The sequence below is a fragment of the Bacillus bingmayongensis genome (assembly GCF_000299035.1).
GTDB lineage: Bacteria > Bacillota > Bacilli > Bacillales > Bacillaceae_G > Bacillus_A > Bacillus_A bingmayongensis.
This window is the reverse complement of record NZ_JH921517.1, coordinates 320,821-346,873: the sequence shown is the minus strand read 5'-3', so window position 1 is coordinate 346,873 and position 26,053 is coordinate 320,821. Positions and strand designations below refer to the sequence as shown.

General features: G+C 36.8%; 27 protein-coding genes. 5 read left to right on the top strand and 22 right to left on the bottom strand.

What is annotated here, in order from left to right:
• Window positions 1–4 precede the first annotated feature (4 nt).
• The 8 genes from Y7E_RS0108845 to Y7E_RS0108810 form a co-directional block, all read right to left on the bottom strand.
• Window positions 5–241 (bottom strand): hypothetical protein, encoded by a 237-nt coding sequence (locus tag Y7E_RS0108845; protein ID WP_017150913.1) that lies wholly within the window; start codon window positions 239–241, stop codon window positions 5–7.
• The gene (locus Y7E_RS0108840; RefSeq protein ID WP_017150912.1) at window positions 238–669 is read right to left on the bottom strand and encodes a hypothetical protein; all 432 of its coding nucleotides are present in this window, start codon (window positions 667–669) and stop codon (window positions 238–240) included. The genes Y7E_RS0108845 and Y7E_RS0108840 overlap by 4 nt, the downstream gene beginning before the upstream one ends.
• Window positions 670–832: 163 nt before the next feature.
• Window positions 833–1,045: a helix-turn-helix domain-containing protein gene (locus Y7E_RS0108835; protein ID WP_017150911.1), complete on the bottom strand. Its 213-nt coding sequence runs from the start codon at window positions 1,043–1,045 to the stop codon at window positions 833–835.
• A gap of 109 nt (window positions 1,046–1,154) precedes the next feature.
• A complete protein-coding gene (locus Y7E_RS30770) occupies window positions 1,155–2,096 on the bottom strand; it encodes a hypothetical protein (RefSeq protein ID WP_017150910.1) in 942 nt (313 codons plus the stop codon).
• Between the two features lie 56 nt (window positions 2,097–2,152).
• Complete coding sequence (locus tag Y7E_RS0108825) at window positions 2,153–4,027, bottom strand: hypothetical protein (RefSeq protein ID WP_017150909.1); 1,875 nt, start codon at window positions 4,025–4,027, stop codon at window positions 2,153–2,155.
• A gap of 636 nt (window positions 4,028–4,663) precedes the next feature.
• Complete coding sequence (locus Y7E_RS0108820; protein ID WP_017150908.1) at window positions 4,664–4,957, bottom strand: hypothetical protein; 294 nt, start codon at window positions 4,955–4,957, stop codon at window positions 4,664–4,666.
• Between the two features lie 160 nt (window positions 4,958–5,117).
• Window positions 5,118–5,243, bottom strand: coding sequence for a DUF3961 domain-containing protein (locus tag Y7E_RS33185; RefSeq protein ID WP_017150907.1), 126 nt, complete (start codon window positions 5,241–5,243; stop codon window positions 5,118–5,120).
• Window positions 5,244–5,257: 14 nt separating this feature from the next.
• Complete coding sequence (locus Y7E_RS0108810; protein ID WP_017150906.1) at window positions 5,258–5,563, bottom strand: hypothetical protein; 306 nt, start codon at window positions 5,561–5,563, stop codon at window positions 5,258–5,260.
• A 142-nt stretch (window positions 5,564–5,705) separates the two neighbouring features.
• On the opposite strand from Y7E_RS0108810, the gene Y7E_RS0108805 reads away from it, so the two are divergent.
• The 4 genes from Y7E_RS0108805 (at window position 5,706) to Y7E_RS0108790 (ending at window position 8,355) form a co-directional block, all read left to right on the top strand.
• The gene (locus Y7E_RS0108805) at window positions 5,706–5,942 is read left to right on the top strand and encodes a helix-turn-helix domain-containing protein (RefSeq protein ID WP_017150905.1); all 237 of its coding nucleotides are present in this window, start codon (window positions 5,706–5,708) and stop codon (window positions 5,940–5,942) included.
• Between the two features lie 161 nt (window positions 5,943–6,103).
• Window positions 6,104–6,232 carry a hypothetical protein gene (locus tag Y7E_RS34730; protein ID WP_272942944.1) on the top strand — a complete coding sequence of 43 codons (129 nt, stop codon included), beginning with the start codon at window positions 6,104–6,106 and terminating at the stop codon, window positions 6,230–6,232.
• A gap of 328 nt (window positions 6,233–6,560) precedes the next feature.
• Window positions 6,561–7,991, top strand: coding sequence for a WXG100 family type VII secretion target (locus Y7E_RS0108795; protein WP_017150903.1), 1,431 nt, complete (start codon window positions 6,561–6,563; stop codon window positions 7,989–7,991).
• Window positions 7,992–8,016: 25 nt separating this feature from the next.
• Window positions 8,017–8,355 (top strand): hypothetical protein, encoded by a 339-nt coding sequence (locus tag Y7E_RS0108790; protein ID WP_017150902.1) that lies wholly within the window; start codon window positions 8,017–8,019, stop codon window positions 8,353–8,355.
• A gap of 358 nt (window positions 8,356–8,713) precedes the next feature.
• Here Y7E_RS0108790 and Y7E_RS0108785 read toward each other — a convergent pair whose 3' ends face one another.
• On the bottom strand, window positions 8,714–9,322 hold the full coding sequence (locus tag Y7E_RS0108785; protein ID WP_017150901.1) for a recombinase family protein: 609 nt from the start codon (window positions 9,320–9,322) through the stop codon (window positions 8,714–8,716).
• A gap of 987 nt (window positions 9,323–10,309) precedes the next feature.
• Between Y7E_RS0108785 and Y7E_RS0108780 the strand changes: the two genes are divergently transcribed.
• Window positions 10,310–10,618: a hypothetical protein gene (locus tag Y7E_RS0108780; protein ID WP_017150900.1), complete on the top strand. Its 309-nt coding sequence runs from the start codon at window positions 10,310–10,312 to the stop codon at window positions 10,616–10,618.
• 156 nt (window positions 10,619–10,774) lie between these two features.
• Here Y7E_RS0108780 and Y7E_RS0108775 read toward each other — a convergent pair whose 3' ends face one another.
• From Y7E_RS0108775 to xseA, 13 genes are all read right to left on the bottom strand, one after another.
• Complete coding sequence (locus tag Y7E_RS0108775; protein WP_017150899.1) at window positions 10,775–12,385, bottom strand: SIR2 family protein; 1,611 nt, start codon at window positions 12,383–12,385, stop codon at window positions 10,775–10,777.
• Between the two features lie 112 nt (window positions 12,386–12,497).
• The gene (locus tag Y7E_RS0108770; RefSeq protein WP_017150898.1) at window positions 12,498–13,631 is read right to left on the bottom strand and encodes a site-specific integrase; all 1,134 of its coding nucleotides are present in this window, start codon (window positions 13,629–13,631) and stop codon (window positions 12,498–12,500) included.
• A gap of 642 nt (window positions 13,632–14,273) precedes the next feature.
• Window positions 14,274–15,248, bottom strand: coding sequence for a tyrosine-type recombinase/integrase (locus Y7E_RS0108765; RefSeq protein WP_026049150.1), 975 nt, complete (start codon window positions 15,246–15,248; stop codon window positions 14,274–14,276).
• Window positions 15,249–15,398: 150 nt separating this feature from the next.
• Complete coding sequence (gene spo0A / locus Y7E_RS0108760) at window positions 15,399–16,193, bottom strand: sporulation transcription factor Spo0A (protein WP_017150896.1); 795 nt, start codon at window positions 16,191–16,193, stop codon at window positions 15,399–15,401.
• 286 nt (window positions 16,194–16,479) lie between these two features.
• Window positions 16,480–17,781: a SpoIVB peptidase gene (gene spoIVB / locus Y7E_RS0108755; protein WP_017150895.1), complete on the bottom strand. Its 1,302-nt coding sequence runs from the start codon at window positions 17,779–17,781 to the stop codon at window positions 16,480–16,482.
• A 118-nt stretch (window positions 17,782–17,899) separates the two neighbouring features.
• On the bottom strand, window positions 17,900–19,639 hold the full coding sequence (gene recN, locus Y7E_RS0108750) for a DNA repair protein RecN (RefSeq protein WP_017150894.1): 1,740 nt from the start codon (window positions 19,637–19,639) through the stop codon (window positions 17,900–17,902).
• Window positions 19,640–19,902: 263 nt separating this feature from the next.
• Window positions 19,903–20,352, bottom strand: a complete 450-nt coding sequence (argR, locus tag Y7E_RS0108745) for an arginine repressor ArgR (protein ID WP_017150893.1) — start codon at window positions 20,350–20,352, stop codon at window positions 19,903–19,905.
• A gap of 142 nt (window positions 20,353–20,494) precedes the next feature.
• On the bottom strand, window positions 20,495–21,334 hold the full coding sequence (locus Y7E_RS0108740) for a TlyA family RNA methyltransferase (protein WP_017150892.1): 840 nt from the start codon (window positions 21,332–21,334) through the stop codon (window positions 20,495–20,497).
• Window positions 21,335–21,337: 3 nt separating this feature from the next.
• Window positions 21,338–23,230: a 1-deoxy-D-xylulose-5-phosphate synthase gene (gene dxs / locus Y7E_RS0108735; RefSeq protein ID WP_017150891.1), complete on the bottom strand. Its 1,893-nt coding sequence runs from the start codon at window positions 23,228–23,230 to the stop codon at window positions 21,338–21,340.
• Between the two features lie 115 nt (window positions 23,231–23,345).
• The gene (locus tag Y7E_RS33600) at window positions 23,346–23,564 is read right to left on the bottom strand and encodes a hypothetical protein (RefSeq protein WP_081584580.1); all 219 of its coding nucleotides are present in this window, start codon (window positions 23,562–23,564) and stop codon (window positions 23,346–23,348) included.
• 17 nt (window positions 23,565–23,581) lie between these two features.
• Window positions 23,582–24,475: a polyprenyl synthetase family protein gene (locus tag Y7E_RS0108730; protein ID WP_017150890.1), complete on the bottom strand. Its 894-nt coding sequence runs from the start codon at window positions 24,473–24,475 to the stop codon at window positions 23,582–23,584.
• On the bottom strand, window positions 24,475–24,705 hold the full coding sequence (gene xseB / locus Y7E_RS0108725) for an exodeoxyribonuclease VII small subunit (protein WP_017150889.1): 231 nt from the start codon (window positions 24,703–24,705) through the stop codon (window positions 24,475–24,477). Before xseB ends, Y7E_RS0108730 begins: the two co-directional genes overlap by 1 nt.
• Window positions 24,695–26,053 carry an exodeoxyribonuclease VII large subunit gene (xseA, locus tag Y7E_RS0108720; RefSeq protein WP_017150888.1) on the bottom strand — a complete coding sequence of 453 codons (1,359 nt, stop codon included), beginning with the start codon at window positions 26,051–26,053 and terminating at the stop codon, window positions 24,695–24,697. The genes xseB and xseA overlap by 11 nt, the downstream gene beginning before the upstream one ends.

Sequence of the window (26,053 nt, the reverse complement as noted above, 5' to 3'; positions counted from 1 at the left end):
TTGCCTAACCTCGTTCCAACCTAATATCAACCAAACGTAAATCATATTTATTGCAAACGCTGATAATATCCTGCATTACGTCATGCATCGTACTGATGATTTCGAAATTAAACCGAGAAAACGCATCATTATGAATAATCTCGCCTGTACTTTTGTTAATTACGTGCCAATTTACCGCTAATCCGGCTACAGGATGGCTTCGCAAAAAGATAACCGCTACTGCTTCTTTTGTTTGGCTCATTCAATCTCTCCTATTACGCTTGATTTGCGATTTAACGCATCGTTAGCTAAAAGTTGGATTTGATTTCGTTTGTTGCCCAACATAGGAATATGTTTAATAAACACTTCAGCGTTTGTTAAACTTTCGATTTCTTTTCGATAGTATCGGTTGCGGATAAGGTGAGGTAGATTAGAACGAAATATAATCTGCGTAACACCTTCCGGAACCTCTTCTAGCAATCGTTTTAATAACCACTTGATACACTTCGTCATGGAATTAATCTCGGTATCATCGATATAAAAACTAGCTACCTTGTACGGAGTGTAGAGGCGATTCTCTTCATCATCGAAATGTAGAAAATCTATCGCTGCACCTGCTATATATGCTCCGCTTGAAATTCGCAAAACTGCTAAATCTACAATGAAGGTATCCGAAATTTTATCAATCATACAAACACCACTTTCTTGAAAGGTTTTATTCTCATTCGCTCTTAGTCGTTTTCCACGGGAGTTTTAATTTTTTGTAGTAATTGCCTTGCCCAATATGTTCCATTGTTGAATCAGCTCCCCTTTATTGTGCTTGCTATTATAGAAGTTTTATCGTATGATATAATTAGGTAATCTTTGAGTAATTTTCAAAGAAACTAAAAAATTCATCATTAAATTCAAATCTATCTGCAAGTTTTGCTTTCACATTTGGCGTTAAGTCTAAACTACCTGTTTCAATACGACCTACCGTTGCAAGTGAGACACCAATAAACCTAGCAAACTCGTTTTGACTCATCTTTTTATATAAACGGATTGCCCGAAACATTTCATTCGTCATCGAAATTCCTCCTTTTATCTCTAATTATTACTAGAAGTTTTAAAAAAAATTTCTAAATAACCCCTACATTAATCTGTATAAACCTCCAAGGTATTCAAATAAAATTCTATTAAATACGTGACCAAATCTCTTGTAACTTACAACCACATTTACTAGCATCCGAGAATGTCCTACTGTCACTGTTTTCTAATTCATCAATAGAATACGTGGTAACCGTCCCCCAACGTATGTCATATTTCTTTTTCCCGAAACGAGGTACGTAATCACTAGACTCTTTATAATCCTCGGACCCTTCTAACTCTGACATCGAATTAAACCTCGGTTTTCTCAGACCATTCATTGCAAATTCAGAGTTCACTTCCGAAACAATATTTTCTATCTCATCTGATTTTAATTCGTTATAATTCCCGATATGATTCAGCTCAAACGGAGAGTAAAACGTATAATCTAATTGCTGACGTTGCCACTCTCGTAAATAACGTCCTTCATCCTCGAGATTATGCTCGTCTCTGTTATACTCTTTCCGCTTACGAATACTGTCTTTAATTCTGCGACAAGATTCACCGCATATCTTTGCATTACCGGCCCTGGACTCGTCAATAAATTCCCCCTCGCATACCTCACATTTCTTTATACGACTCAGTTGTGCGTCCGTTAAAGGTTTCAATCCGTCCTCTAGTCGTCGAAACTTACGCGCTCCTTCACCTAAAGGAACATATTCAGGTTTTTCCGTCCCTTTTTCACGTGGCCGATCCGTATACATAACTCCTTGATTAAAGTCTTCGGCAAGTATAAAGTTCGCTAACTTATCGAGCAAAACCGATTGTTGTTTGCTACCTACACCGTCATACAGTGCGACCAAACTAGCGAACGGACTGGCGACTTGTAGTCTCACTTCTGTACCGAACGAACTATGTAACCTATAGTCGTCCTTTTTGAAGTCGGGAAATAATGTATGGATACTATCACGTAAATCATCAAATTCAAATTTCTCTATTGTCTTACTGTGAGTTTTATCTAATGTAGATTCAGTTTTTTTCATCGCTAACATGAAACTCCTCCTCTTTCCTTAAACATTTTTATAGTTCAACCACAAAAACTAAAAGATTAAATCGCCTCCTTTACGTACTTAGCGCCTGGTTTTGTTTTTGTAATTCTACATTCTTTCATAACTTTTTGAACCCGATCACTTTGGACCGCTTTATTGAAGGTTCCCCTTTCTATTTCCAAAGTCTTATAAATAAACGATTGCTTTACTATATCGCCTGTTTCCATATTCTCAAAAAACTCGATAATAGAATCAGCGGTCGTTCTCTTTCCGGTAAGTTTCTTTGTTGTTCTGTATTGAACAACGCTACATCCTTCATATGAATCCGTTATATGTTTTACCATGTCATCGTCCTTATTAAACACGTAAAAATTGACGTCTACGTCTTTCTGATTGGCACGAAGTCTATTAGTTTCTTGGACCATATTTACCGCCATATCTAGCTTTTTATACGCTTCGACGATCGGGTCTTGGAAAAACAGCCCTTTCTTATTGACTGTAAACCCTGGCGATAACTCTACACCAAGACGGTCGCCTACAGTTACTTGCGCCGTAGATGGATAATACAACTCGCCTTTATGTAAATTCCCTACATAAATAGCGGTATTTGCTTCCGTATACTCATTAGAACCACGTCCGCCATCGAAATGCTTTATACGTATTTTCCCTTTTTCGATTTCATCTTTTAACTGTTGCTCTAACTCACTTTTGTGTTGTTTGTACGTAACAATCAAGATTTGCCCATCGTGCTTTTCCGCAATTTTCTTACATTCATCAGCGATATTAGTTAACGCATCAAGTCCACTTTCAATACTTGCTTTCGATAGATTAAAATCTCGGCATACATGGAATGTTACGTTTGAATAGTCCGGTTTTGTTGCCGGTTCCATCAAATAGAAATCATCGCCCACATATTCAGGATCAATACGTCCTGTCCCATCTAAGACAAAACTATTAAACTGAGTCCACTCATAGTGCATTTTACGTGTGGCTTGAATATGAACAATTCCACCTCGCACCGACACTAGTCCACCTCGTCTAGCTACGTATTCCAACGCCCGTAATCGAGTTAGCTTTCCGATATCATGCACGCCTGCAAAATGACTTAATAGTTCGCGCGGTAATGAGTAATCACGTTTAACCGGCTCAATTCTTTCCCGTTCAGTAATATCAGTCGCTTCTATTTGATCTCGCAGTCTATTTATCAACCTACGCGCTCTTTCATAGTAACGTTTGATCTTACCGCTTGTTCTGAAACTAGACGCCCGGATATCGTCAACTAACCCGTTTAGTTCTGTCGAAGTGATTTGATATGGTACTGTAAGACTTGGCTTTTCATCGATAATTAGTGTACGGCGTGGTCGTTTACTGTCCGTTTCATCTCGGAATGAAGCGAATGTGTTTAAATTATCTTTTAATACTTGGAGTTCAAACTGTTTCGTAGTCATAATAACGATGTTGTAATTCGATTGTGCGGTGAATTGTTCTTCGTAGTGTTCGCGCGTCATAATAGATTCGTCAAAACCTCTGATAAAATAAGCGTAATTCTTTCGACGTAACAAATGCGGATAAGCCATTGATTCGCTATTTATGTAGTTAGCCAATCGTTCCATATCCTCGATTCGCTCCTTCACAATAATCGCACCGAATGTGTCGGGATGTTTTCGAACCATATGACGCAAATAGACCGATAACATTGTAGATTTACCGAAGCCAGGAGGCGCTGCAACGATTGCGGGACGATCCAGTACTTCCGACCGTTTCCATGCTTCGAAAACGTTATATGCGAACATAAAATCTTGTGGTTGAGGCGTTTTCGCTCCGTTCTCTTGTAATTCACGCTCCCACGCCTGTATTAATTTTTCGGTGTCGATATCCGCCTCGATTACCTGCGGAAATTGAAATACGGTTTTCATTTCGTTAAATTCATTCATTATTTAATCGCTCCTTCTCATTAATTTTCGAATTAGAACGGAGTATAAATACAAACCCCTGCATCCGCCTAACGGCGTCTGCTACTATCCTTTTATTACTTCACCGATAAAGTATCTATTATCGATAATATAATTAATAAGAATAGTGGCGACGAGTGAAGGCGATAGCCGGAACTGAAGTCGCAAGGGGTTATCTTTTTCTATGCGTTATCTACGTTAGTTTCGAAAAGTGTGTAATCGTTATAGTATTTAAAAGTAAATTTATACACTTTTGTTATACTCCGTGCAGATTTAATCAACTTACTCAAAAGTAGATGCTGCAAATTTTAACCTCAAATTATTACCAAAAGGGCATAGGGCTACATAATGTATGACGCGTCTCCTTGGAACCCTGCGCATCTTTTTTAGAACTTTTTACACCTTCACAAAAAAAGAAAAGGACCGCACAAAACGACCCTAAACCCAACATATAGAAGGAATACAAAACAGATACACAATATATAGGTATTTCTACTACATATTGTATTACGTTTCAAAACAAGCCACAAGATATATGTACAAATTCTTTCTTTTTTTAACTTTTACTAAAAGTAAAACGAAAAGCACCGTTTGCCGTACGATGCTTTTACCGTTAAGTTATTCTGCTTTTACGTAATATAAAATTAAATCGATTATACTTTTGTTTTTAAACTGACTGATATCCGTAATAGATAACGGTCGCTTACTATAAATATGCATCGGTAGAAAATTCCTACTTAAATCCTTCGTTTCCAAGAACGTTTGCAAATCATAGACCCCTAAATGTTCATCATTTGCTGTTAGAAACAACTCGTCGTTCAGCATTAAGCCTTCTAACATGTAAGATTGATAGGTATCGTCAATTGGATATCTCCGTTCCATTCGGAATACATCTCCCGCTTTTAATTCCATACTTCGTTTCCCCCTTTGTTAATTTAATAGGTCGATGAACTGTCCCAAGGTAATACACAACCGTGGCCAAACGCCTCCATACTACCTTGTATCATCGCTTAGGCTATTTGTTTGCATGCCTACCTATCGCACACAAACCTCATAGCGCACCTTTCGAAGTTTATAATACGTACGCAATCGCCATATCAATTAAAAACAACGTGCCACCTACGCCAAAAAATCCCCAATACCAAATACGATCAGATAAAGTTTCTAACCCAAAGTAATCATTTAGTTTTGCGAACATAGTTTCACTCCTCCTCAGTGGGTATCCTTTTTAATCGATGCAAGTGTTAATAAGAAATCCAACGCGCTTATATTTCCAATTTGAGTAATATCCACTAACGTTTCATCTAAACTCCCGTTTAAGTCTAGTACCGTATCGCCAAGAATAATTTCGTCATTGTTGCCGTAAGTGAATTCTTCGATTGAAATTCCGTCTTCATATACCGTTAGTACATGTTTATCCGTGATTTTAAAAGCCTTCTCAGCGAATTTCACTTGCGATCCGTCACCATTTTCTATTACGATGTTTACATTTACTTCCTCAATGTTTTTTAGATTCATTTTCTCATTTCCCCTCTCTTGATTACGTTTACCGTAACCGATGTCTATATCATAAATTACGTTTACCGTAACTGTCAACCCTAAAATTACATTTTACGTAATTCTTTTTAGACTATATAATATAGACAAGGGGTGATACATAGTGGCAAAAAGAATAGAAGTTAAGCTGCGTGACATATTAAAATCTCGTGGTATGGATCAGAAAGATTTAATCGATGACGATAATGGATTATCTACACGAACAATAAGTGAACTAGCGAGCGGAAAAATGAAAAGATATCCGAAAGAAGCGCTAGAGAAGATCGCAGATAAATTAAATATTACCGATATGAATGAATTACTGTTGATTGTAGAGGATGATCAAAGCGCTCATAAATAATAGCGTTCTTTATATTTGTGATGAATTAAGTATATTTTCCTAATATGGAATTTGCACTTTATTTACTTCACTGTTAAAATATTAATTAGGAAATAGTGGGAAGAGAGGGCGACATGCCTGTATCTACACACCATGCCGCCTGTCGAAAGGCAGGTGGTAACATGCTTAAATTTAGATTTTCAAAGAGTACGAATAACTTAGAGTTTGATTTTCATTGTGATTTCAATAAGATCATCTCTGTTATCGCAGGTGGCTCCTTACTTGAAATTATCCGATATTTAAGTATGTAAACAGATTAAGCTGGTCCTTACGGGCCGGCTTTTTCTCGTTATCTTATAGGTCTCATTTTGACAACATATATTCGAATAGGTATCGATTTGGTCATATGAAGAAACATATGGTCTAAAGGATACCTTTCCGAAGCGCTAACGTAAATTCTACGGTCAAATAACGAGAGAATAGTCTAGGAATTTAGCGGTATGTATGCGGAGTGGTGTAAATACATAGGAAAGAGCTATTACGTAGAAAACATAGCGAATATATTGATTTTTCCTCATTTAGGTATTTACATATTTATCCTCTCGGTTCATAATTTTAATCGGGGAAAGGAGGAAATATATGGTTCAGATTAAAGTAACGCCTGAAATGCTAGAAGAAGTCGCAAAACGGGCAAATGATACGAAATATGTGCTAGAATCGATACATAAAGATCTATACAATCAAATTGAACATTTAGCTTATCAATGGGCAGGCGTGTCTATGCAGAAATTCTATCAAGATTTCAACGAAGCTAAGCCAATGGCATTTACGGCTACATATGCAATCGCAAAGGTGGAAGAAGATTTAAAACAAATCGCTGAGAAATTTCGTAATGCAGATGGTTCATATGATGGAAATCTAGTTGACGGAAAGACTTCCGATGATAATATTGAAGAAGGAGCCATGTGTGGTCCATTAAATAGTGAGAAAAAAGATAGTAAGAAAGATGAATCTTTCTCGGATAAATTAAAGCACGGTCTCGAGGAAACTTATGAAGATGTTAGTAAAATAAAGAACGCTGATGAGTCTTTATATAATAAGCTTAAACATGGTGCAGAAGCAGCTTATGAAGGCTACAATAAAATAAAAGGTGCCCTTGATGATGAAGTCGAGTCTTCATATGAAAAGGTCGGATTAGGTGCCACCTCTCATTTTATCAAAGGAGGCAAAGAGGCTCTTTCTGATGAATTAGTAGGACTTGCGGATGCAGTTATCCATCCAATAGACACAATTAATAACACGATTGAAGCCGCTTCTCACCCAGTCGAGACATTCAATGCGATAACAAAAACAATTTCTGATTCTTGGAATACCAATGTTGTAAACGGGGACTGGAATAGTCGAGCTGAATGGTTCGGAAGTGCAGGTGTTCATACTACGCTTGCTGTTGGACAACTATTCTTAGGAACAAAAGGCGTAGATAAGATTGCAATGTTGAAACCTGGCACTAAATTGGTTGAGATTTCGCAATCTACAAAACAGGGCTTTGAATACGCAGCATCTTTATTTAATCGTAATCACAAAGAGTTTGCTATTGCTGGTGCAGGTGGTATACGATCTGGACTTGATACGCCTGATTTTAGACAAGCTAAAGATACTTTATTATTCTTTAATCCGTATAAATCTCACCCTAATTCTATTTATAAAAACAATCGCACCGTTGAACATATCTTCCATGGGAATTTAAATAGAGAAGGGGACGCTGGTGGTTATCATCATGTTAGTATGATGGGCGAAGGAGAAATTCTAAGAGTTACAAGACCACCAAACCGTTATGGCGTATACGAAGCTGAAGTTTCAGTAAATGGTGTACCTAAAACGTTACCTTCAACATTTTTCCCAGATCATTGGGGTAGAACAGAGGTCCTCAAAGCCATTGAAGTAGCATATAATAATAAAGTTTACTCCGGAAGAGGGAATAGGTATATCGGTACCGCTCCAAATGGTATGAAGATTAGATTATTTATTGATTCAAACGGAAGAATCATTTCAGCATTTCCACTCTATTAGTCTATAAAGGAGACAATATTTGCTTATGAAATATACATATAGAATTTATGAGGGTCCCTTAAATACCCTAATGATTGAATTACCAGAAAAAATCTCTTTAGTTGCAGATTTATTAGAAGATGATATTCATAGCAATCATGGTATACAATATTTAGATAAAGTATTAAATGGGGAATTAGATTTTCTTGAGATAAACGGAAATAGTTGTAACTTAGAAATACGAGCAGATTATACAAAAATTACAAATCGTTATGTTGATGATGAAGAGAATACTTGTGAAATTGAAACTATTGAATTAAAAAACTTGATGTTAGTATGGTTAGCAGAGTATGAAAATTACTTGCGAAACCGTGATTCTAACTAGAGTAGGATATTTATTAAAGCAGATTCCTGACAAGGAGTCGGCTTTTCTTTATTATTTCGTGTAAACATACACATCACTAGCTGAAATCTAACACATATTTCTTTTGAAAATTACTAGGTTCCCCCATTATCTTGCATTTTATAGTTGTTTTTCCTAGACAATTATCAGCGAAATCAAGTATGTATATTCGAAGTAATACAAATACATTCAAAACGACTTATATATCGTAAAACGTAGACTGTTATCTAGTGATTTAGACCCGAAGTTTTTTTTGATTCGCGGATTTTGCAGGCACCTGGCAAAACTTTTTTATTTTTGATAGCCCGGGGGTAAAAAAAGAAGCCGGTATTTTTACCGACTATAATTTTGCTTCGTATTCTTTTACTAACTTGTAAAACGTTGTTTTCCCTAATTCCGCCTCTTTCATCGCTGCTACGGCCGTTATTTCTCCTGCTTTCCATCGCTTATATTCTTCGATAAATTTATCTGTAATCGTTGCTTTCGGTCTACCTAACTCTTTCCCTTGCTTACGTGCATTGGCGATTCCTTCGGCTTGTCGAGTGCGTATTTTCTTACGTTCTTCTTCGGCTATCCACGATAGTATTTGTAGCACTAGATCAGCGACAAACGTACCGACGCTGTCCTTATACTTGGTTGTATCTAATAACGGCATATCTATTACGACAATATCCGCCTGTATCTCTTGCGTTATCTCGTTCCATTCTTTTAATATAGCATCCTTATTACGCCCTAGCCTATCCAGTGAATGAATGTGCAATACATCCCCTTTACGTAACACACGTTTAAGCGTCTGGTATTCAGGTCTAGCGAAGTCCTTACCGCTTTGCTTATCTACGTATATATCACGCTCCGAAATACCTAACTCCTTTAACGCTGCTAACTGTCTACCCTCGTTCTGATCCTTAGCGCTTACCCTTACGTATCCAATCTTTCTACTCTCCGCCATTCCCCTTACTCCCTTTCCGTTAAGTTTGATTCGATTGTAAAATAACCGTTCGCAAAAGTCAATGAATAAAACGAACGTTCATAAATAAATTTATTATATTAAACGAACGTGATTTTACTTAATAATCGGCCTATTATTAATGGTTCGTAAAGGTATACTTTTATGAACGTAGATAACGGACGCTAGGGTTGAAGTTTTCGAAGGCGTCTCTGTCGGAGGGGTGAGGCTGGTGAAATCGGAAAATTTCGGAAAGGTACAAAACGAGTTTCTTCTAATATAAGCACCGAAATAAAGCCTCTTCCGAAAGTTCCGAGTGGTTGTCTATCAGACGGCGGAGGCTTCCGAAATGTAAAACGTCGTAAACTACGGTAACCAATTCCTTCTATATATAGCGTTGAAATAGGCCACTTTACACTTACGTTAAAAATTATCGGATGTACGTCCGTCTGATCCCTTCTCCTAGTATTTACTATACCGTACTATATTCGATATAACCTATTTCTTCCTTATATAGCGCGGATTATTGGCATTATAGTTCCTTATTGAAATTTCGGTAGAGCGCGTGTGTAAAGAGCGAAAAGCTGACGAAATGGGAACGATTGGGAAGTCGATAATGTAATTGCTTCTATATATACGAAGGAAAAACGCCACTTCCCATCGTTAGATATTACGCGGGTTACGATGCACGGTTTCCGTGCGTGGGAGGAACGAATATTGAAACAGTGAAAATTGCTCATGTTGTTAACTTTTGTTCAGTACATAGTAACGATAATGAAACGACGGTGCTATATTTAATGAACTTGAAATTTACGTAATCTTCATTTTTATTGGATTTTGTCTACTTAGACAAATGTTTAAACGAATAGAAAAAAATTGTTTTATAGTTAATTAAGGACGAGAAGAAAAGAAATCTAAAAATCATTTAACACATCTCTACTTTCAGATATAATAGTTTAGTTAATTACTATGCTAAAAGGCGGTTTATTGATGAAAAAAAGATATATAATATTAACTCTAATAATTGGTGCAATAGGAACCGAAATATGGTATACAACAAACTACGATATAGATTTTCAATCAATACAATACTATAAGAAAAAAGATATTTTAAGAGATTGTGAAATACAGTTTAGCAACAAATCTTTTCGCAGTATTACATACTCATATAATATCAAGCATTATACTCAAGATGAGTGTGAAGAAGCTAGAGAAGATGCGGATTATTGGCACCAAAAAGTCTTTAAAAGACCGTATCCATATGATTATAAAGGCAATATTATAGAACGTGGGGAATGAACTTACCTATCATGAACATATTTGGAAAATCGAAGTACTCAATATAGCGCTCTTTTTATCATTCATCGTTTCTCGGTTGTCATACACATCATAAGTGAATTTACATAGCCACTCATCTATAGGTGGACGTGCAATTAATGACGAAGGAGACCTTTCTTAGTAGGTCTCCTCTTTATATTTCTTAATATCAAATAATGCTGTAAGTCTTCTAAATTCGGTACTATACTTTACTTTTTCTTGCTGACTATACTCCTTAAATTTCTTGATAATATACGTTTCAACATCGTCTATGTTTAATCTTTCGATGTTATAAGAGATTACATCCATCTCTTTCGCCTCATAAAAAGATTGTTCTTGTATTTTACTTAAAGAATCGAATGCTTTCTTATGAGAAGTGTTTATTTTATCAATAGAATCCTGTAAACCACCGTAGTTTCGAATTCTTGTACGTATTTTTTGTTTTTGGTCTCCATTTAAGGAAGTTTGTTCAAGTTCCACACCTCTTAAAAATTTAAATATAGGTAATCTAGCATTCGGAGCTTGTGTAGTAGCAAATTTTAAAGCAACATCCGTATGGATTTTTCCAGTACTGAATAGGAAATCCTCCATGTATGTAGATAAATCAGGTAACTTAAATATTAATGTGGAATCACCTAAAGCAACAACTAAATTTTCGTCATTAACTCTATCGCCTAGCTCCTCTATTTGTTGAGGCGAAATTAGTACCGATTTAAGACTTCCCTTCTTACCTCTATCGACTATCAATTCTCTAATTAAGCTTTGGAACTTTCTTACTTCAGAAGGATAGACTCCTTGATTTATACTAAGTAACTCCCTATAAATTGAAGCGTAGTTATCGGTTTGGATAACTGTATATGTACAATCTAAACCGTTTTCAGTTGTTTTATATTCTATTAGGTTATTTTCTCCCTCTTTACGATTAACAAGGATAATCCTATCTTTCATAATCTCTTTTTCACTGGCGGATAATGAATTTGAGAAATCTTTAATAATATTCCTTATGTTTCTATCAGTCAAAGAATATCCTAAAAATATAATTGGAGAATTCAGTAAGAGTGAAGTTATTTTTGCGCTAATAAGTACAGAATTGTTATCAAATTGTTTATAATCTTCTTCTGATATGATTATAGATTCTGGATCAGTTACGCAACCGTGTATTTTAAAAATCTCTCCCCAATCCGTTGCTTGCTTAAATAGACCTTTCTGTCCAATAAATATCTGAGGGTTTAAAGCTTCATCTCCTTCTACAAATATATCTTCAATTAATTTATCGTAGTTAGTTGTTAATATTATTTGTGATTTGTTTAATACCTCTCTAAATAAATCAATTTCTTCCTGCATTTCAGGCTTTACTTCATATTCAGAAAATCTATTAGATAAAGCTTTTTTAAAAGGAGAAATTTTAGTGAAATGCGCATCTTTTGCGGAAAATCCTTCAATAGTTATTTCAGAGTTAAAGTATTTTTTTGTATATTTTTCTTCTATAAGCGTACTTATAGCAATGTTAGTATCATACTCTAAGTCACATTCATTTTCATAATTATTTTTTTGTTTAAGTTCATAGTTTATTTTATTTAAAGTCTCAAAAAAACCTTCTTCTGGTTCGACGATATTCCAAAACTCTTCTAATAAATCGAGCCAACTAGGATAATTTTGAAGATAACGTTTTGATATGCCCGATCCAATAAATATCATAGGATACTCGTTGGATTCTGCGAGTTTATATAGACAGGAAATTTCAGCCATGATTACCACTCCTTTTACTATTTTAAGTATACTAGATTCTAGTGTAAAACTCACATTTGGGATATTAAATATTTCGCATACTTTATTTATATTTCTATAACAATACAATCACCTACTCTCCAAATATCTCATCCAACTTATCTGCCACTTCCTTCTGCATGTTCGGAAGCACATGGCTATATGTATTCAACGTAGTCTGTATATCGGTATGTCCCAACCGTTCTGATATCAGCTTTACATTCACGTTTTGCTGAATCAACATAGTCGCATGTGTATGACGTAGGTCATGAAAGCGTATCTTAGGTAACCCTAATTTCTCCGCCAAATGATAAAACTCTTTACGTAGATTGCGTGGAATCATCGGACGTCCATCTCGCGTACAAATTATTAAATCATGATCGTAGTAGTCTCTTTGGTAGTATTTCTTCTCTTCAATTATTCGTTTTTGATGTAACTTTAACTCTTCTATCAACTTAAACGGAATATGTACATTACGTATGCTTGCGTTATTCTTAGCACCTTCCTTAATTCGGGCCGTCTGTGTTAACGTTTGCCTAACATATATAATTTGATTCTCGAAATCGATATCTTTCCAACGAAGTCCCATAATCTCCCCTTGTCGCATCCCCGTCAATAATGCCATTACGAAAGCAATGTAGCATCTAGTGAGACGTTTGATTTTCTTAGACTCATCGATAAAATAATTAACTTCTTCTAACGTCCATACGTTTATTTCCGATGTTTTTCTTAGCTTGGGCAACGTAATCCCTATCGTAGGATTCTCGTTAATAAGCTTTAAAATTTTAGCTTTTCGTAAAGAGGCGCTCACTATCCTGAAAATAATATGAACGGTAGCCGGAGCATAACCTACATCGATAGCTAAGTCATTAACAAACTTTTGCATATGTATCGGTTCAATCTGCCTCAATTGAAAATGTCCTAATCTCGGTTTAATGACGTTTTCTAAGTACATTTTATGTATTTCATAAGTAGTCTCCTGTAAGTGGAAGGTACGCTCTTTCATCCACTCGTCCACATATGTATTGTACGATAGTTTCGATAAATCCGAATGCTCACCGCCTAACATTTCCGCCTTTAACTTCACCATAGCGTCATGAGCTTCCCGCTTTGTTTTAAATCCCCTTCGACGGACTTGCTTCCGCTTTCCAGTCATTGGATCTCTCGGAATGTTAAATACAAACATCCATTTACCTGTCGCTTTATCTTTACTTACTGTACCGCTCATATTTGTCGACCTCCTCTATGTTAATTTCATATTATTTTAGCGTTCTTCTACTTATTTAAGCTTGACTGTCTTTACGCTTTTTGCTAGCGGAAGGAGGACGGTCTAGGAAACGATGGGCAGGCTTCACCCCTAGGCGCCACGTTAAAAAATAAACGAGGCGCGAAGAGGTAAAGCGCGTCTTTGTAACTAGCGTCAGTCGTTGGCTGAGGTTTCCGCGTACGCCCCTTCCGACTTTAGACTTTCGTCTATAGCGCCTTTCTACATCGCAGTACGTCCCACAATGCATTAATTCTGACGCTACACCCTGTCACCGTAATGACAACGTACGTCCACTCCTTGCCGTTAATGGTCGCAATCACCTAGCCTACACACGCACGGAAGGGTTATGCGTTGAATGTGTAGCGCCTTACTTTCCGACATCGGCTAGGCTCACCTGTTCAAGTTTTTAGCGTGGTGTTAGGTCGTTCCCACATTCGGAAATCCCGCACTAACGCTCGTAAGAAGGCAATAGCTAACTAAGCCCCTTGCTATCCATTTTTCAAAAATGGTATAATACAAGTGCTAGGTACACGGAATATCCGTTATTTAGTTTTTGAGTCGATTATTTTGAGTCTCCAGTTGGCGCTGGGGACTTTTTTCTTTTTATATATCTAAATGATTTAGCGGCGAGTGACGTTGGTACTTCTGCCCTACCTCACCATCCGTAAAGTCTAAATATGCCTTTTGTGTTACTTCCACACTTGAATGACCGAGAATACGAGAGAGGGTCACGAAATCTCCTCCATTTAGCAAATAATACTTGGCAAAATTATTTCTTAATTGATGCGGGTGTATATCTACCCCAACCTTCTTACCTGCCATTCTAAGCGATCTCTCAAAGTTACGTATTTCTAATTTAGTCCCTCTAATCGTCGGGAACAGGTAGACACTATTTGAATAACGATCCCTGTATAGTAGCCAACTCTTTAATTCTCTCGACATCTTGAAGGAGAAATAGACATAACGTTGTTGGCTATTCTTTGGATTTTCGATAAGAATAGACTTTGTTTTAAAATCTAATTTGTCAGGTGTAAGCTCTAAACATTCTCCTATTCTCATTCCAGTGTCCAGTATTAAGCGCGTTATTAACCAATCTCTATATCCGTGAAAAGTCGTATTATCAAAGGTTCCGATTACGTTTAATAATTCTTCCTTCGATAATAACGGTTTCTTCTTACGGCTTGGTTTTATATTCTCTATTGCTTCGATTGGATTCTTGCGTATTTCTCGTTCTACTTCGTATAAATAATTAAAGAACACTTTTATATTTCGAATATAATTAGCAATCGTTGTCGAGCTGATGGGCTTGCTATAATCTTCACGTTTATGCGGAAAATTTACATTCACAGATTTGTCGTTAACTGTAACTGTATATTTCCCCCGTTCTCTTAAATATTTAATATAATGACGTATATGGGCCGATTTAACCTTATCGACCTCATTTATATCAAATTCATTTTGCATATACGCCGAAAATAACTTTAACGTCTGTTCATAACTTCGTAATGTCTTGACGGACAAATTCTTCGACGTACAATACAACATAAAGTTTTCAATCTGAAAATTAAATTCGGACAACAAAAAAACACCGCCTCTCAATAGTTTGTAAAAACTACCGAAAGACGGCGTTTATCGCCTTTTGACCGTGTTATTTATCGGTCAGAAAAGATATTTATTGCTCAACGATCTCTAACGTTAAAATCCGCTCAAACCCGCGCCAAAACAAGTTTACGAAGCCTTATGTTCAAGCCTTAACTTATCCGCAACCATTGCAATGAATTCTGAGTTCGTAGGTTTTGCCTTTGACATCGATACAGTATAACCAAATAAGGACGAGATTGAATCAATATTCCCACGACTCCACGCTACTTCAATCGCATGACGAATTGCACGTTCCACACGGCTTGCTGTCGTATTATATTTTTTCGCAATATCCGGGTATAAAACTTTTGTAATAGAGCCAAGGAGCTCGATATCGTTATATACCATAGATATTGCCTCTCGCAAATACATGTATCCTTTAATATGAGCTGGTACACCAATTTCGTGAATAATGCTTGTAATACTCGCATCTAGATTCTTCGGTTTTCCATCTACTGTTGTTGCAGATCGAAAAGATGGTAGTGGACGTTTAATTGTAGTATTCGCTTTATCGCTCACTTGACGAATATGACTCGTTAAATTTTCCATATCAAATGGCTTTAAGATGAAATAAGAAGCACCTAAATCAACTGCTTTTTTCGTTACATCTTCTTGTCCAAATGCTGTTAACATGATAACATTGGGCTGCTTTAGTCGTTCAATATGTCGCATTTTCTCTAGTACCGCTAGACCATCTAAATGAGGCATAATAATATCTAAAACGAGTACATCTGGTTGTTTTTCTTTCAGTAAATTTAAACACTCCTGACCATTATAAGCGATTCCAATCACTTCCATATCGTCTTGAGCAGCAACATAACTTTCTAGCATTGATACTAGTTCCTTATTATCATCCACAAGACACACTTTAATTTTCTCCACAGCTTTTCCTCCCTTACCGAATCGATTCTCCCGACATGTGTAAGCTTCTAGACTACATGAATTGTTCGACAATTGTGTGAAATTTCCCTTTTAAAGTTTCTTAATTTCCGATAAAATCACAAAAAAATATGTTTATCGTTCATTTATTTTCTTTCTTTACACATTCCATCATAGGTTTACAACGAAACGTTCACTCATTTCTTTTATTTTACAACAAAAAACAGCTCTTGCGGAGCTTTTACAAAATTTCAACGAATTTCTCAACAAAAAAGCAAGCTGATGCTAGTCAGCTTGCCTTTTTCTCTTGCTCATAAATATTAATTCCTGCTTCATGTAGCATCCATTCAATATGGACACCATACCCTGAAGTTGGATCATTAACAAATACATGTGTAACAGCACCAATCATTTTTCCATTTTGAACAATCGGACTACCACTCATCCCTTGAACAATACCACCCGTTTTGGCCAACAAGCGTTTGTCTGTAACTTTTACAACCATTCCTTTTGTAGCTGGGAACTTTTGTGGTACCGTGCTTACGATTTCAATATCAAATGCCTCTACTTTATCTTGATCGATAACTGTTAGTATTTTCGCTGGTCCTTCTTTCACTTGATGTGATAACGCAATTGGCATTGCTTCATCCATTATGCCATTTTTTATACCTGTACTTAACTTGCCAAAAATACCAAACGGACTATTTATTGTAATATTACCAATCACTTCACGATCCGGTGAAAATCTTGCTAATTTCTCTCCTGGATTTCCATGACTACCGCGTTCGATGGAAGTAACTGTTGAACGAACTATCTGTCCATCCTCCACTTGAATTGGCTTTTTCGTATCATTATCAGAAATAACATGACCAAGCGCTCCATATTTCATAGAATCCGTATGAACAAAAGTCATCGTTCCAATACCAGCAGCTGAATCACGAATATATAAACCAATTCGATAAGACGACTCACCATTATCTTTTTCTGGTGTTAGTTTTGTGCGAATATACTTACCATCTCGTAATAAGACAAGGTTAAGTGGTTCACCTGTTTTTCCACTATCATGAATGAAAGGGGCCACATCGCTCATTCTCTCAATTGTTTTTCCATTAATTTCAGTAATCATATCCCCAACTTGTACACCAGCCACTTCTCCAGGTGATACTTTCCCTCTCTCTGTTCGAATTAAATGATGCCCAACAACAAGTACACCTTTTGCATTCAATTTTACTCCAATTGATTGCCCACCTGGAATTACTTTAAAATCTTTTAATACTTTAACATTTACTTTTTTAACCGGAAAGCCAGCAAGTTGAAAAACCATATCCGCTTCACCATTTTGGTGCGAATTTACTACAAGTCCAGATTTCTGTTCTGTATTTGAACTTACTGTAAAAACATTATGATTTGTCGATGAAGCCTGAAAAACTGGAAATGATGCTATTTCTGATTGTTGTCCCTCAAAAATAACGAGTTGCTTTGGGGATGAAATAAACGTACGAAGCGGTTTAAAACATCCGATAAAAATTAATGAAACAAGGAGACAAAGACCTATTATTTTTCGGAATTGCTCTAATTTCAATTCGTTCACTCTCCTCGCTCCTACCCCACATTCAGCCTAACGACTTCATCTTTTAATCTCTCCTTGCAACGCTTTGTTTATAACCGGAAGAATTAAGAAATCATCATTTGAGCAAAAAAGCTATCCATTATTGGATAGCCTCTGCTGTCTGTTTAAAACGATGTGCTTGCGTAAGTAACTCTTTTGCATGTTCCGTCGTTAAATCAGTAATTTCCACGCCAGAAATCATTCGAGCAATCTCCGTTACCTTATCCTCTGTACTTAATACAGTAACTGATGTAATCGTCCGATCATTTGCAACTTGTTTACGGATAAATAAATGCGAATCCGCCATCGACGCTACTTGAGGTAAGTGCGTAATACAAAGTACTTGCGAGTTTACAGATACACGATAAATTTTTTCCGCAATCGCTTGTGCCACTCGGCCACTCACTCCTGTATCTACTTCATCAAAAATAACAGATGCAACACCTTGATGCTTAGAAAAAATACTTTTCAGAGCTAAAATAATACGGGATAATTCTCCACCAGAAGCTACTTTTGAAAGTGGTTTTAATGGTTCACCTGGATTTGTTGAAATATAAAATCCCACATGATCGTATCCATCTGCCGTAAGTTTCACTGGCGCCCCATCTACAAGCGGATCATCAATAATTCCTTCTCTTTTCGCAATCCTCACTTCAAATTTTGTTTTTTCCATATACAGTTCTTTTAATTCTTGGTGGATTGCATTCGTAAGATGATCTGCCAGCTGATGACGCATATTACTCAATATCCTTGCTTCCTTCAAAATCACGCTTTCTAATTCTTTTAATTTCTTTTTCGTCGTTTCAATATGCACATCTTTATTTTCAATTGTAAAAATTTCTTGCTCTATTTTATCAGCATACGCTAAAATCTCTTCTACAGTATTTCCATATTTTCTCTTTAGCATACGAATTTCATTTAAACGCGTTTCAATTTCGTCTAAACGGTTCGGATCATATTCCATCATATCTAACTTTTCCCGAAGCTGATAAGCAACCTCTTCTAATAAGTAGTAGCTATTAGCAATCGAATCATGATTCTCTTGATACGCCTCATCTAAGTGCGTAATGCTCTCCATTTGTCCCATTGCATTTCGTACATGGTCAAGTCCACTACCATCTGCGCTTAATGAACGGTATGCATCACCAAGCGCTTTATAAATTTTTTCGAAATTGGAGATTTTTAATCTCTCTTCCGTCAATTCATTTTCTTCATCAGCTTTCAAATCTGCTTTCCGAATTTCTTCGTGCTGGAATTGAATTAAATCTAACCGATGTGCCATCTGTTGCTCATTCTCTGTTAAAGATTTAAGTTGCTTTTTTAACTGCTCATACTCACCGTATACATCTTGATATATTTCTAATTGGTTCACGATACGATCTCCATCGAAATGATCGAGCATAAACAAATGGCGTTCCTCATTCATCAAATCTTGGGTTTCATGTTGCCCATGAATATCGACAAGTGTTTTTCCAATTTCTTTTAATATACTCAATGTGACAAGCTTACCATTTACACGGCACACACTTTTTCCATTCGCAGCGATGTCACGTTTTAAAATGATCATCCCATCTTCAATTTCAATGTCCAGCTCTTCAGCCTTCGCAATACATGGATGTTTACTATCCTCTATATAAAATAAACCTTCAATTTCAGCTTTCTCTGTTCCGTATCTAACAAACTCTGCTGAACCACGGCCACCAACAAGTAAGCTGATTGCATCAATAATAATTGATTTTCCGGCACCTGTTTCACCACTTAAAACTGTTAAACCTTTTTGAAAAGAAATATTTAATGACTCAATAATAGCAAAGTTTCTAATCGATAATTCCGATAACAATGCCCCATTCACCTCGTTATAAACTAATCCCCTACTAAGGGCTTTCGCTGAGCACTTTTCACTCAAGTAGTTATTGTATGTAGCATTTACTCTTCTAGCCCGCTCCATTGTACCAAACATTTGTTTTACGGGTCAATCCATCGATTTCCTAACTTGATTCTAAAAAACACTATATTTCACTTTACATTCATCTATTTTCCTATAATAAAAAATATCTTGTTTACTTTCTGCTTTTAGCAAAAAAGTAAACAAGATCCTTTTTGTTACAACATATTTAAGAAACGATCTGATACAAAACCTGTATCTTCAGGCGTACGGCAAATGATTAAGCAAGTATCATCACCACAAATGGTTCCAATAATCTCATCCCATTCCAAATGATCAATAAGTGCTCCCAGCGCGTGTGCGTTACCTGGTAATGTTTTTAACACAAGCATATGTCCTGCTGTGTCTAACTTTACAAACGAATCGACTAGATTGCGTTTTAATTTTTGCAACGGGTTAAATCGTTGATCTGCTGGTAAGCTATATTTATAGCGACCATCATGTAATGGCACTTTTACTAAGTGCAACTCTTTAATGTCCCGTGATACAGTTGCTTGCGTTACATTAAAACCTTCATTACGTAAAATATCAACTAGTTCATCTTGTGTTTCAATTTCTTTATTCGCGATAATTTCTCTGATTTTAATATGGCGCTGACCTTTATTCATACATTTGCACCTCACACTATCTCTTACCATAGTTTAAACATTGGTATACTTCACTTATTTATGTTAACTTATAATCGTTTACTTGTACATAATTGTTTTTACAATCATTATACAATTCCAACAAAAAGAGGAACAACAACAGTTATTCCCCTTTCCCTTTTTGCTTTAAGACCTCATGAGCTTCTGTTACAACTTGCTCTACAGAAACTAGGGAATGATTTTCACCACTCTCACGCTCACCATGCCATTTTAAATGAATTAAAAACTCAATATTTCCGTCTCCACCTGTAATTGGAGAGAATGTTAAGTTTTCAACATCATATCCTTCTTGTATTGCGAAATCAACAATTATTTCTACGACAGCCTCATGAACTTTACGATCCCGAACGATGCCCTTCTTCCCGACCTGCTCTCTTCCGGCTTCAAATTGTGGTTTAATTAAAGCCGCAACATCACCATTTGGAGTCAATATCGTTTTTAAGACCGGAAGAATTAATTTTAATGATATAAACGAAACATCAATGCTAGCAAACTGCGGCAAGCCACGCTCTAAATCAGCTGGTGTTACATAACGAAAATTCGTTCGTTCCATAACAACAACACGCTCATCTTGACGAAGCTTCCAAGCAAGTTGATTGTAACCTACATCTAAAGCGTAAGATAGCTTTGCACCATTTTGCAGCGCGCAATCTGTAAAACCACCAGTTGATGAACCAATGTCTAACATAATTTTATCTTGTAAATCAAGGTGAAAAGTCTCTAATGCTTTCTCTAACTTATAACCGCCACGGCTCACATATGGCATAACTTGTCCTTTTACCGTAATCGGTGTATCTTGTGGAATTTTTTCCCCTGGCTTATCGAGTCTCATTTCATTTGCATATACAAGCCCCGCCATAACAGCGCGTTTTGCCTTTTCACGCGTTTCTATAAGCCCTCGTTCTACTAATAGTACATCTACTCTTTCTTTTTTTACATTCATTTGTTACGCCCTTTTTTGTTTTGATGGAATCATTGTATGAATACGGTCCACAACAGCCTCTGTCGTTAAACCAATTTCTTCTAACAACTTTGTAACACTACCGTGTTCAATGAAATGATCCGGAATTCCCATTCGTTCAATTAAAGTACTGTGATATCCATGCTCAGTAGCAAATTCTACTACACCTGTACCAAACCCACCGATTAAACAAGCTTCTTCAATTGTTAAAATCGGCATATTCTTGCCTAGGAGTTCATGTAAATATGTTTCATCCATCGGCTTAATAAAACGAGCATTCACGACTTTCACTGAAACTCCAGCCTTTTCGAGACGCTCCGCCGCTTCTATTGCCATCGGAATCGTTGTACCAAACGTTAAGATTGCAGCTTGCGTACCTTCTTTTAAGGTTTCCCATGTACCAATTGGAATAGCTTTGAGTTCTTCATCCATTTGAACACCAAGTCCATTTCCACGCGGATAACGCAGAGCAATTGGACCATCTTCATATTGCATCGCCGTATACACTAAATGCTGACCTTCATTTTCATCTTTCGGCATCATAAGGACGATATTTGGCAAGTGACGTAAAAATGCGATATCAAATACACCTTGATGCGTTTCGCCATCTGCTCCAACCAATCCAGCACGGTCAATTCCAATGAAGACATTTAAATTTTGACGGCATATATCATGAACAACTTGGTCATATGCACGTTGTAAAAATGTTGAGTAAATCGCTAAGAACGGCTTCATCCCTTGCGTTGCCATTCCAGCCGCCATCGTCGTTGCATGTTGCTCAGCAATCCCCACATCAATCATGCGATCTGGGAATTCTTGATGAAACTTTTCAAGCTTAGAACCAACTGGCATTGCTGGTGTAATCGCAACGATACGCTCATCAGTTCTTGCAAGCTTACGAACTGTCTCACTTACAACCGCACTCCATGCCGGTGCAACTTCTTTCGGCTTCACAAAATCACCAGATTCGATTTTATATGGTCCTGTTCCATGCCAAGTTCCAATCACATCGCTCTCTGCTGGTTTATAACCTTTTCCTTTTTTCGTAATCACATGAACCAGTACCGGGCCTTTTGTTTTCTTTGCATATTGAAGCGTTTCAAATAAATTTTCATAACTATGCCCATCAACAGGACCTAAATATGTAAACCCTAATTCTTCAAAAAAGACACCTGATACAAGTAAATATTTTAAGCTATCTTTTACTTTTTCTGCGGTTGCTGCAACTTTTCCACCAACTGCTGGGATTTTCTTGAGTAAATACTCCAGTTCATCTTTCACCCATTGGTATTTTCCAGCAGTACGCAAGCGACCAAGAACGTTATGAAGAGCTCCAACATTCGGAGCAATCGACATTTCATTATCATTTAAGATAACAATCATATCTGTTTTCTCATGGCCAATATGGTTTAACGCTTCTAAAGCCATTCCGCCAGTCAAAGCGCCATCCCCAATAATTGGTATAATGCACTCTTTCGTTTTCTTTAAATCGCGTGCTAAAGCCATTCCCATTGCAGCAGATAATGAAGTCGAACTATGACCTGTTTCCCATACATCATGCTCACTCTCACAACGTTTTGGGAAACCACATAGACCTTTATATTGTCTTAATGTGCCAAACTCTTTTGCACGCCCTGTTAAAATTTTATGCACATAGGATTGATGTCCTACATCCCATAAAAATTTATCTTTTGGACTATCAAATAATTTATGCAGAGCAATTGTGAGTTCTACTACGCCTAAGTTAGGAGCAATATGTCCACCTGTTTGAGAGAGCTCTTCAATTAAAAACTTCCGAATATCCTCACTCAATGCCTCTAGTTCGCTGATAGACATATCTTTCAAAAAACTAGGGTTTTGAATTTGCGTTAGATCCACATGGATCACTCACTTTCATTTCATAATCTGTCAACATGTCAAATACTATAAAAAATATTTGTACAACACAAGAAATTCTTCAATATCTTTCTCATTACACTTTATTCTATCCTGCTTAAACAGACAATTCGCCATCTTCCTCTATGTTGTTAGAAAACGAAATATCCCTTTCAAGTAAGAAGCCTACGTGAATCATAGCTTCTCTATCCGATGAAAAAAGAGCCGCTAACACAAAGTGATAACGGCAACGTAATCTAGATATATTTTTGCCAATAACAATAAAAGAAAAACCTTTTTCTACATTTATATCACAAATTGATAAATGACTCAACAAATGAAAACGCTCTTACATTAGTTATTACGCTTTGCGATTAAATCACAAATTGATAATAAATACTCATCTTGTAATTGTAAAGATGCTATCGCATCTTTCGCTTTGACAATTGTTTCTTCTAAGATACATTTTGCCTCATCTGTAGTAAATAACGTCGTATATGTACTTTTTTCATTGGAAGCATCACTACCAATTGGTTTTCCAATTTCTTCTTCTGTACCTTCTACATCTAAAATATCATCTCGAATCTGGAAAGCCAGCCCAATATATTTTGCAAACGCAAGTAGTTTTTTCTCTTGCTCTAGCGTTGCTCCTGCAAGTATAGCTCCTGCAAGCACGGCGTATTCTAATAAGCGTCCAGTTTTATGTTTATGAATATATTCTAATTCACTAGCCCCTAGCTGCTTTCCTTCCGCTTCCATATCCGCTACCTGTCCAGCAACCATTCCTTCTGGTCCAGCTGCTTTTGCAAGTTCAAGCGCAAGTCTTAGCTTTGTTTCTGTAGAAACGTCTTGGTGATCGTACGCTGTCACTACTTGGAAAGCATATGTTAACAATCCATCTCCTGCTAAAACGGCCATTGCTTCACCAAATACTTTATGGTTTGTTGGTTTTCCTCGTCTTAAATCATCGTCATCCATACATGGTAAGTCATCATGAATTAATGAATACGTATGAATCATTTCAAGAGCACAAGCTGCTCCTATGCCTAGTTCTCTTTCCTTTTCAAACGCTTGCAACGTTGCAAATAAAAGTAACGGACGGAGGCGTTTTCCGCCCGCTTCCAATGAGTATGTCATCGCTTCACGAAGTACATTTGAACATTGTAATTGATTTGCATAGCGTACAAGCTGCTCCTCGACGAAAGTTTTACTCTCTTTCACAAAAGCATCAAAAGCTACATATGCCACTATGCTTCATCTCCTACAGCAGTAAATGGTCTAAGTTCTCCATCTTCTCCAAGGATAACTGCCATTTGTTCTTGTACATCTTTCAATTTCTCATCACATAACTTAGATAATTCCATACCCTCTTTAAAATATGAAATCGCCTCTTCTAAAGGAACATCGCCTTGTTCGAGCTTAGAAACAAGATGTTCAAGCTGAGAAATTGCTTCTTCAAAGCTTAATTTATTTTCCATTGTCCAATTCACGCTCCTCTATGCCCGATACGTTACAATCTAACACTCCATCTTGTAATTGTACTGAAACAACATCACCAAGGCTGACATCTTTTACACTTTTTAACACTTGCGTCTTCTCTCTATATACGAGCCCATATCCTCTCATCATTACTTTAAGTGGACTTAATACTTCTAGTTTCTGAGCCACCCTCATAAACGAAAATTCTTTCGTTTGCAGTAATGTTTGCATTTCACGTTGCAATTGCCTTTGCAACGTTTCTGCCCTTGTCTTTGTTTGCAAAATCTTTTGAGAGGGATGATGCTTCTCCAAATAAAATGAGAGCTGTTTTAACTGATTTTTCTTTTTTTCTATATAACGCTCTTTCGCTAAAACTAACTGTTCAAGAGTACGATCTAACTGCTCTTCTTTTTGCTCATACACTTGCTTTGGATAACGAAACGCATACGATTTTTGAAGTGTTTGCAATTGTTCTTGCTTTTTATGTAACATCTCTCGCATTGCTCTTTGCAGACGAAGGGTTCGTTGTAACACTTTCTCCTGTAATTCAAGTATATTTGGTGCTGCAAGTTCTGCTGCTGCCGTTGGAGTTGGTGCACGTAAATCTGCTACAAAATCAGCAATTGTAAAGTCTGTTTCATGTCCAACTGCTGAGATGATTGGGATTTCACTTGCAAAAATCGCTCGCGCAACCATTTCTTCATTAAAGGCCCATAGCTCTTCAATAGAACCGCCCCCACGACCGACAATTAATACATCTATATCCTTCATCTCATTCGCTGTTTGAATCGCTTGTACAATTGAGGGAGCCGCAGACTCCCCTTGTACAAGTACCGGAAATACAATAACATTCCCAATTGGATAACGGCGTTTAATCGTCGTTATAATATCACGAATCGCCGCTCCCGTTGGTGATGTAATGACACCAATTGTTTTTGCATATGCAGGAATTGGCTGTTTATATACTTGAGAAAACAATCCTTCTTCCTCTAGTCTAACCTTTAATTGCTCATAAGCTAAGTGAAGATTACCAATTCCATCAGGCTGCATGTCATGAACATAAATTTGGTATGAACCACTTGCTTCATAGACAGAGATTTTCCCTTTTACAAGCACCTTCATTCCATCTTCTGGCCTAAACTTTATATTACGATTATGCCCCGCAAACATAACCGCTGCTATCCTTGCATTTTCATCCTTTAATGTGAAATACATATGGCCACGGCTATGATATTTAAAGTTTGAAATTTCTCCTTTTAACCAAACAGACTGCAAATGCGGGTCATACTCTATTTTTGTTTTGATATAGCGTGTTAATGCTGTAACGGTTAAATATTGCTTTTCCAT

Coding starts and splice junctions, on each gene's coding strand:
- Y7E_RS0108785 (WP_017150901.1), bottom strand. CDS start 9,322: ATGGCGGAGAGTAGAAAGATTGGATACGTAAGGGTAAGCGCTAAGGAT.
- Y7E_RS0108810 (WP_017150906.1), bottom strand. CDS start 5,563: ATGAATCTAAAAAACATTGAGGAAGTAAATGTAAACATCGTAATAGAA.
- Y7E_RS0108825 (WP_017150909.1), bottom strand. CDS start 4,027: ATGAATGAATTTAACGAAATGAAAACCGTATTTCAATTTCCGCAGGTA.
- Y7E_RS30770 (WP_017150910.1), bottom strand. CDS start 2,096: ATGTTAGCGATGAAAAAAACTGAATCTACATTAGATAAAACTCACAGT.
- argR (WP_017150893.1), bottom strand. CDS start 20,352: ATGAATAAAGGTCAGCGCCATATTAAAATCAGAGAAATTATCGCGAAT.
- Y7E_RS0108835 (WP_017150911.1), bottom strand. CDS start 1,045: ATGACGAATGAAATGTTTCGGGCAATCCGTTTATATAAAAAGATGAGT.
- Y7E_RS0108770 (WP_017150898.1), bottom strand. CDS start 13,631: ATGAGCGGTACAGTAAGTAAAGATAAAGCGACAGGTAAATGGATGTTT.
- Y7E_RS0108820 (WP_017150908.1), bottom strand. CDS start 4,957: ATGGAATTAAAAGCGGGAGATGTATTCCGAATGGAACGGAGATATCCA.
- Y7E_RS0108775 (WP_017150899.1), bottom strand. CDS start 12,385: ATGGCTGAAATTTCCTGTCTATATAAACTCGCAGAATCCAACGAGTAT.
- Y7E_RS0108795 (WP_017150903.1), top strand. CDS start 6,561: ATGGTTCAGATTAAAGTAACGCCTGAAATGCTAGAAGAAGTCGCAAAA.
- Y7E_RS0108845 (WP_017150913.1), bottom strand. CDS start 241: ATGAGCCAAACAAAAGAAGCAGTAGCGGTTATCTTTTTGCGAAGCCAT.
- Y7E_RS0108780 (WP_017150900.1), top strand. CDS start 10,310: ATGAAAAAAAGATATATAATATTAACTCTAATAATTGGTGCAATAGGA.
- Y7E_RS0108740 (WP_017150892.1), bottom strand. CDS start 21,334: ATGAATGTAAAAAAAGAAAGAGTAGATGTACTATTAGTAGAACGAGGG.
- Y7E_RS33185 (WP_017150907.1), bottom strand. CDS start 5,243: ATGTTCGCAAAACTAAATGATTACTTTGGGTTAGAAACTTTATCTGAT.
- xseB (WP_017150889.1), bottom strand. CDS start 24,705: ATGGAAAATAAATTAAGCTTTGAAGAAGCAATTTCTCAGCTTGAACAT.
- Y7E_RS34730 (WP_272942944.1), top strand. CDS start 6,104: ATGCTTAAATTTAGATTTTCAAAGAGTACGAATAACTTAGAGTTTGAT.
- Y7E_RS0108840 (WP_017150912.1), bottom strand. CDS start 669: ATGATTGATAAAATTTCGGATACCTTCATTGTAGATTTAGCAGTTTTG.
- Y7E_RS0108790 (WP_017150902.1), top strand. CDS start 8,017: ATGAAATATACATATAGAATTTATGAGGGTCCCTTAAATACCCTAATG.
- xseA (WP_017150888.1), bottom strand. CDS start 26,053: ATGGAAAAGCAATATTTAACCGTTACAGCATTAACACGCTATATCAAA.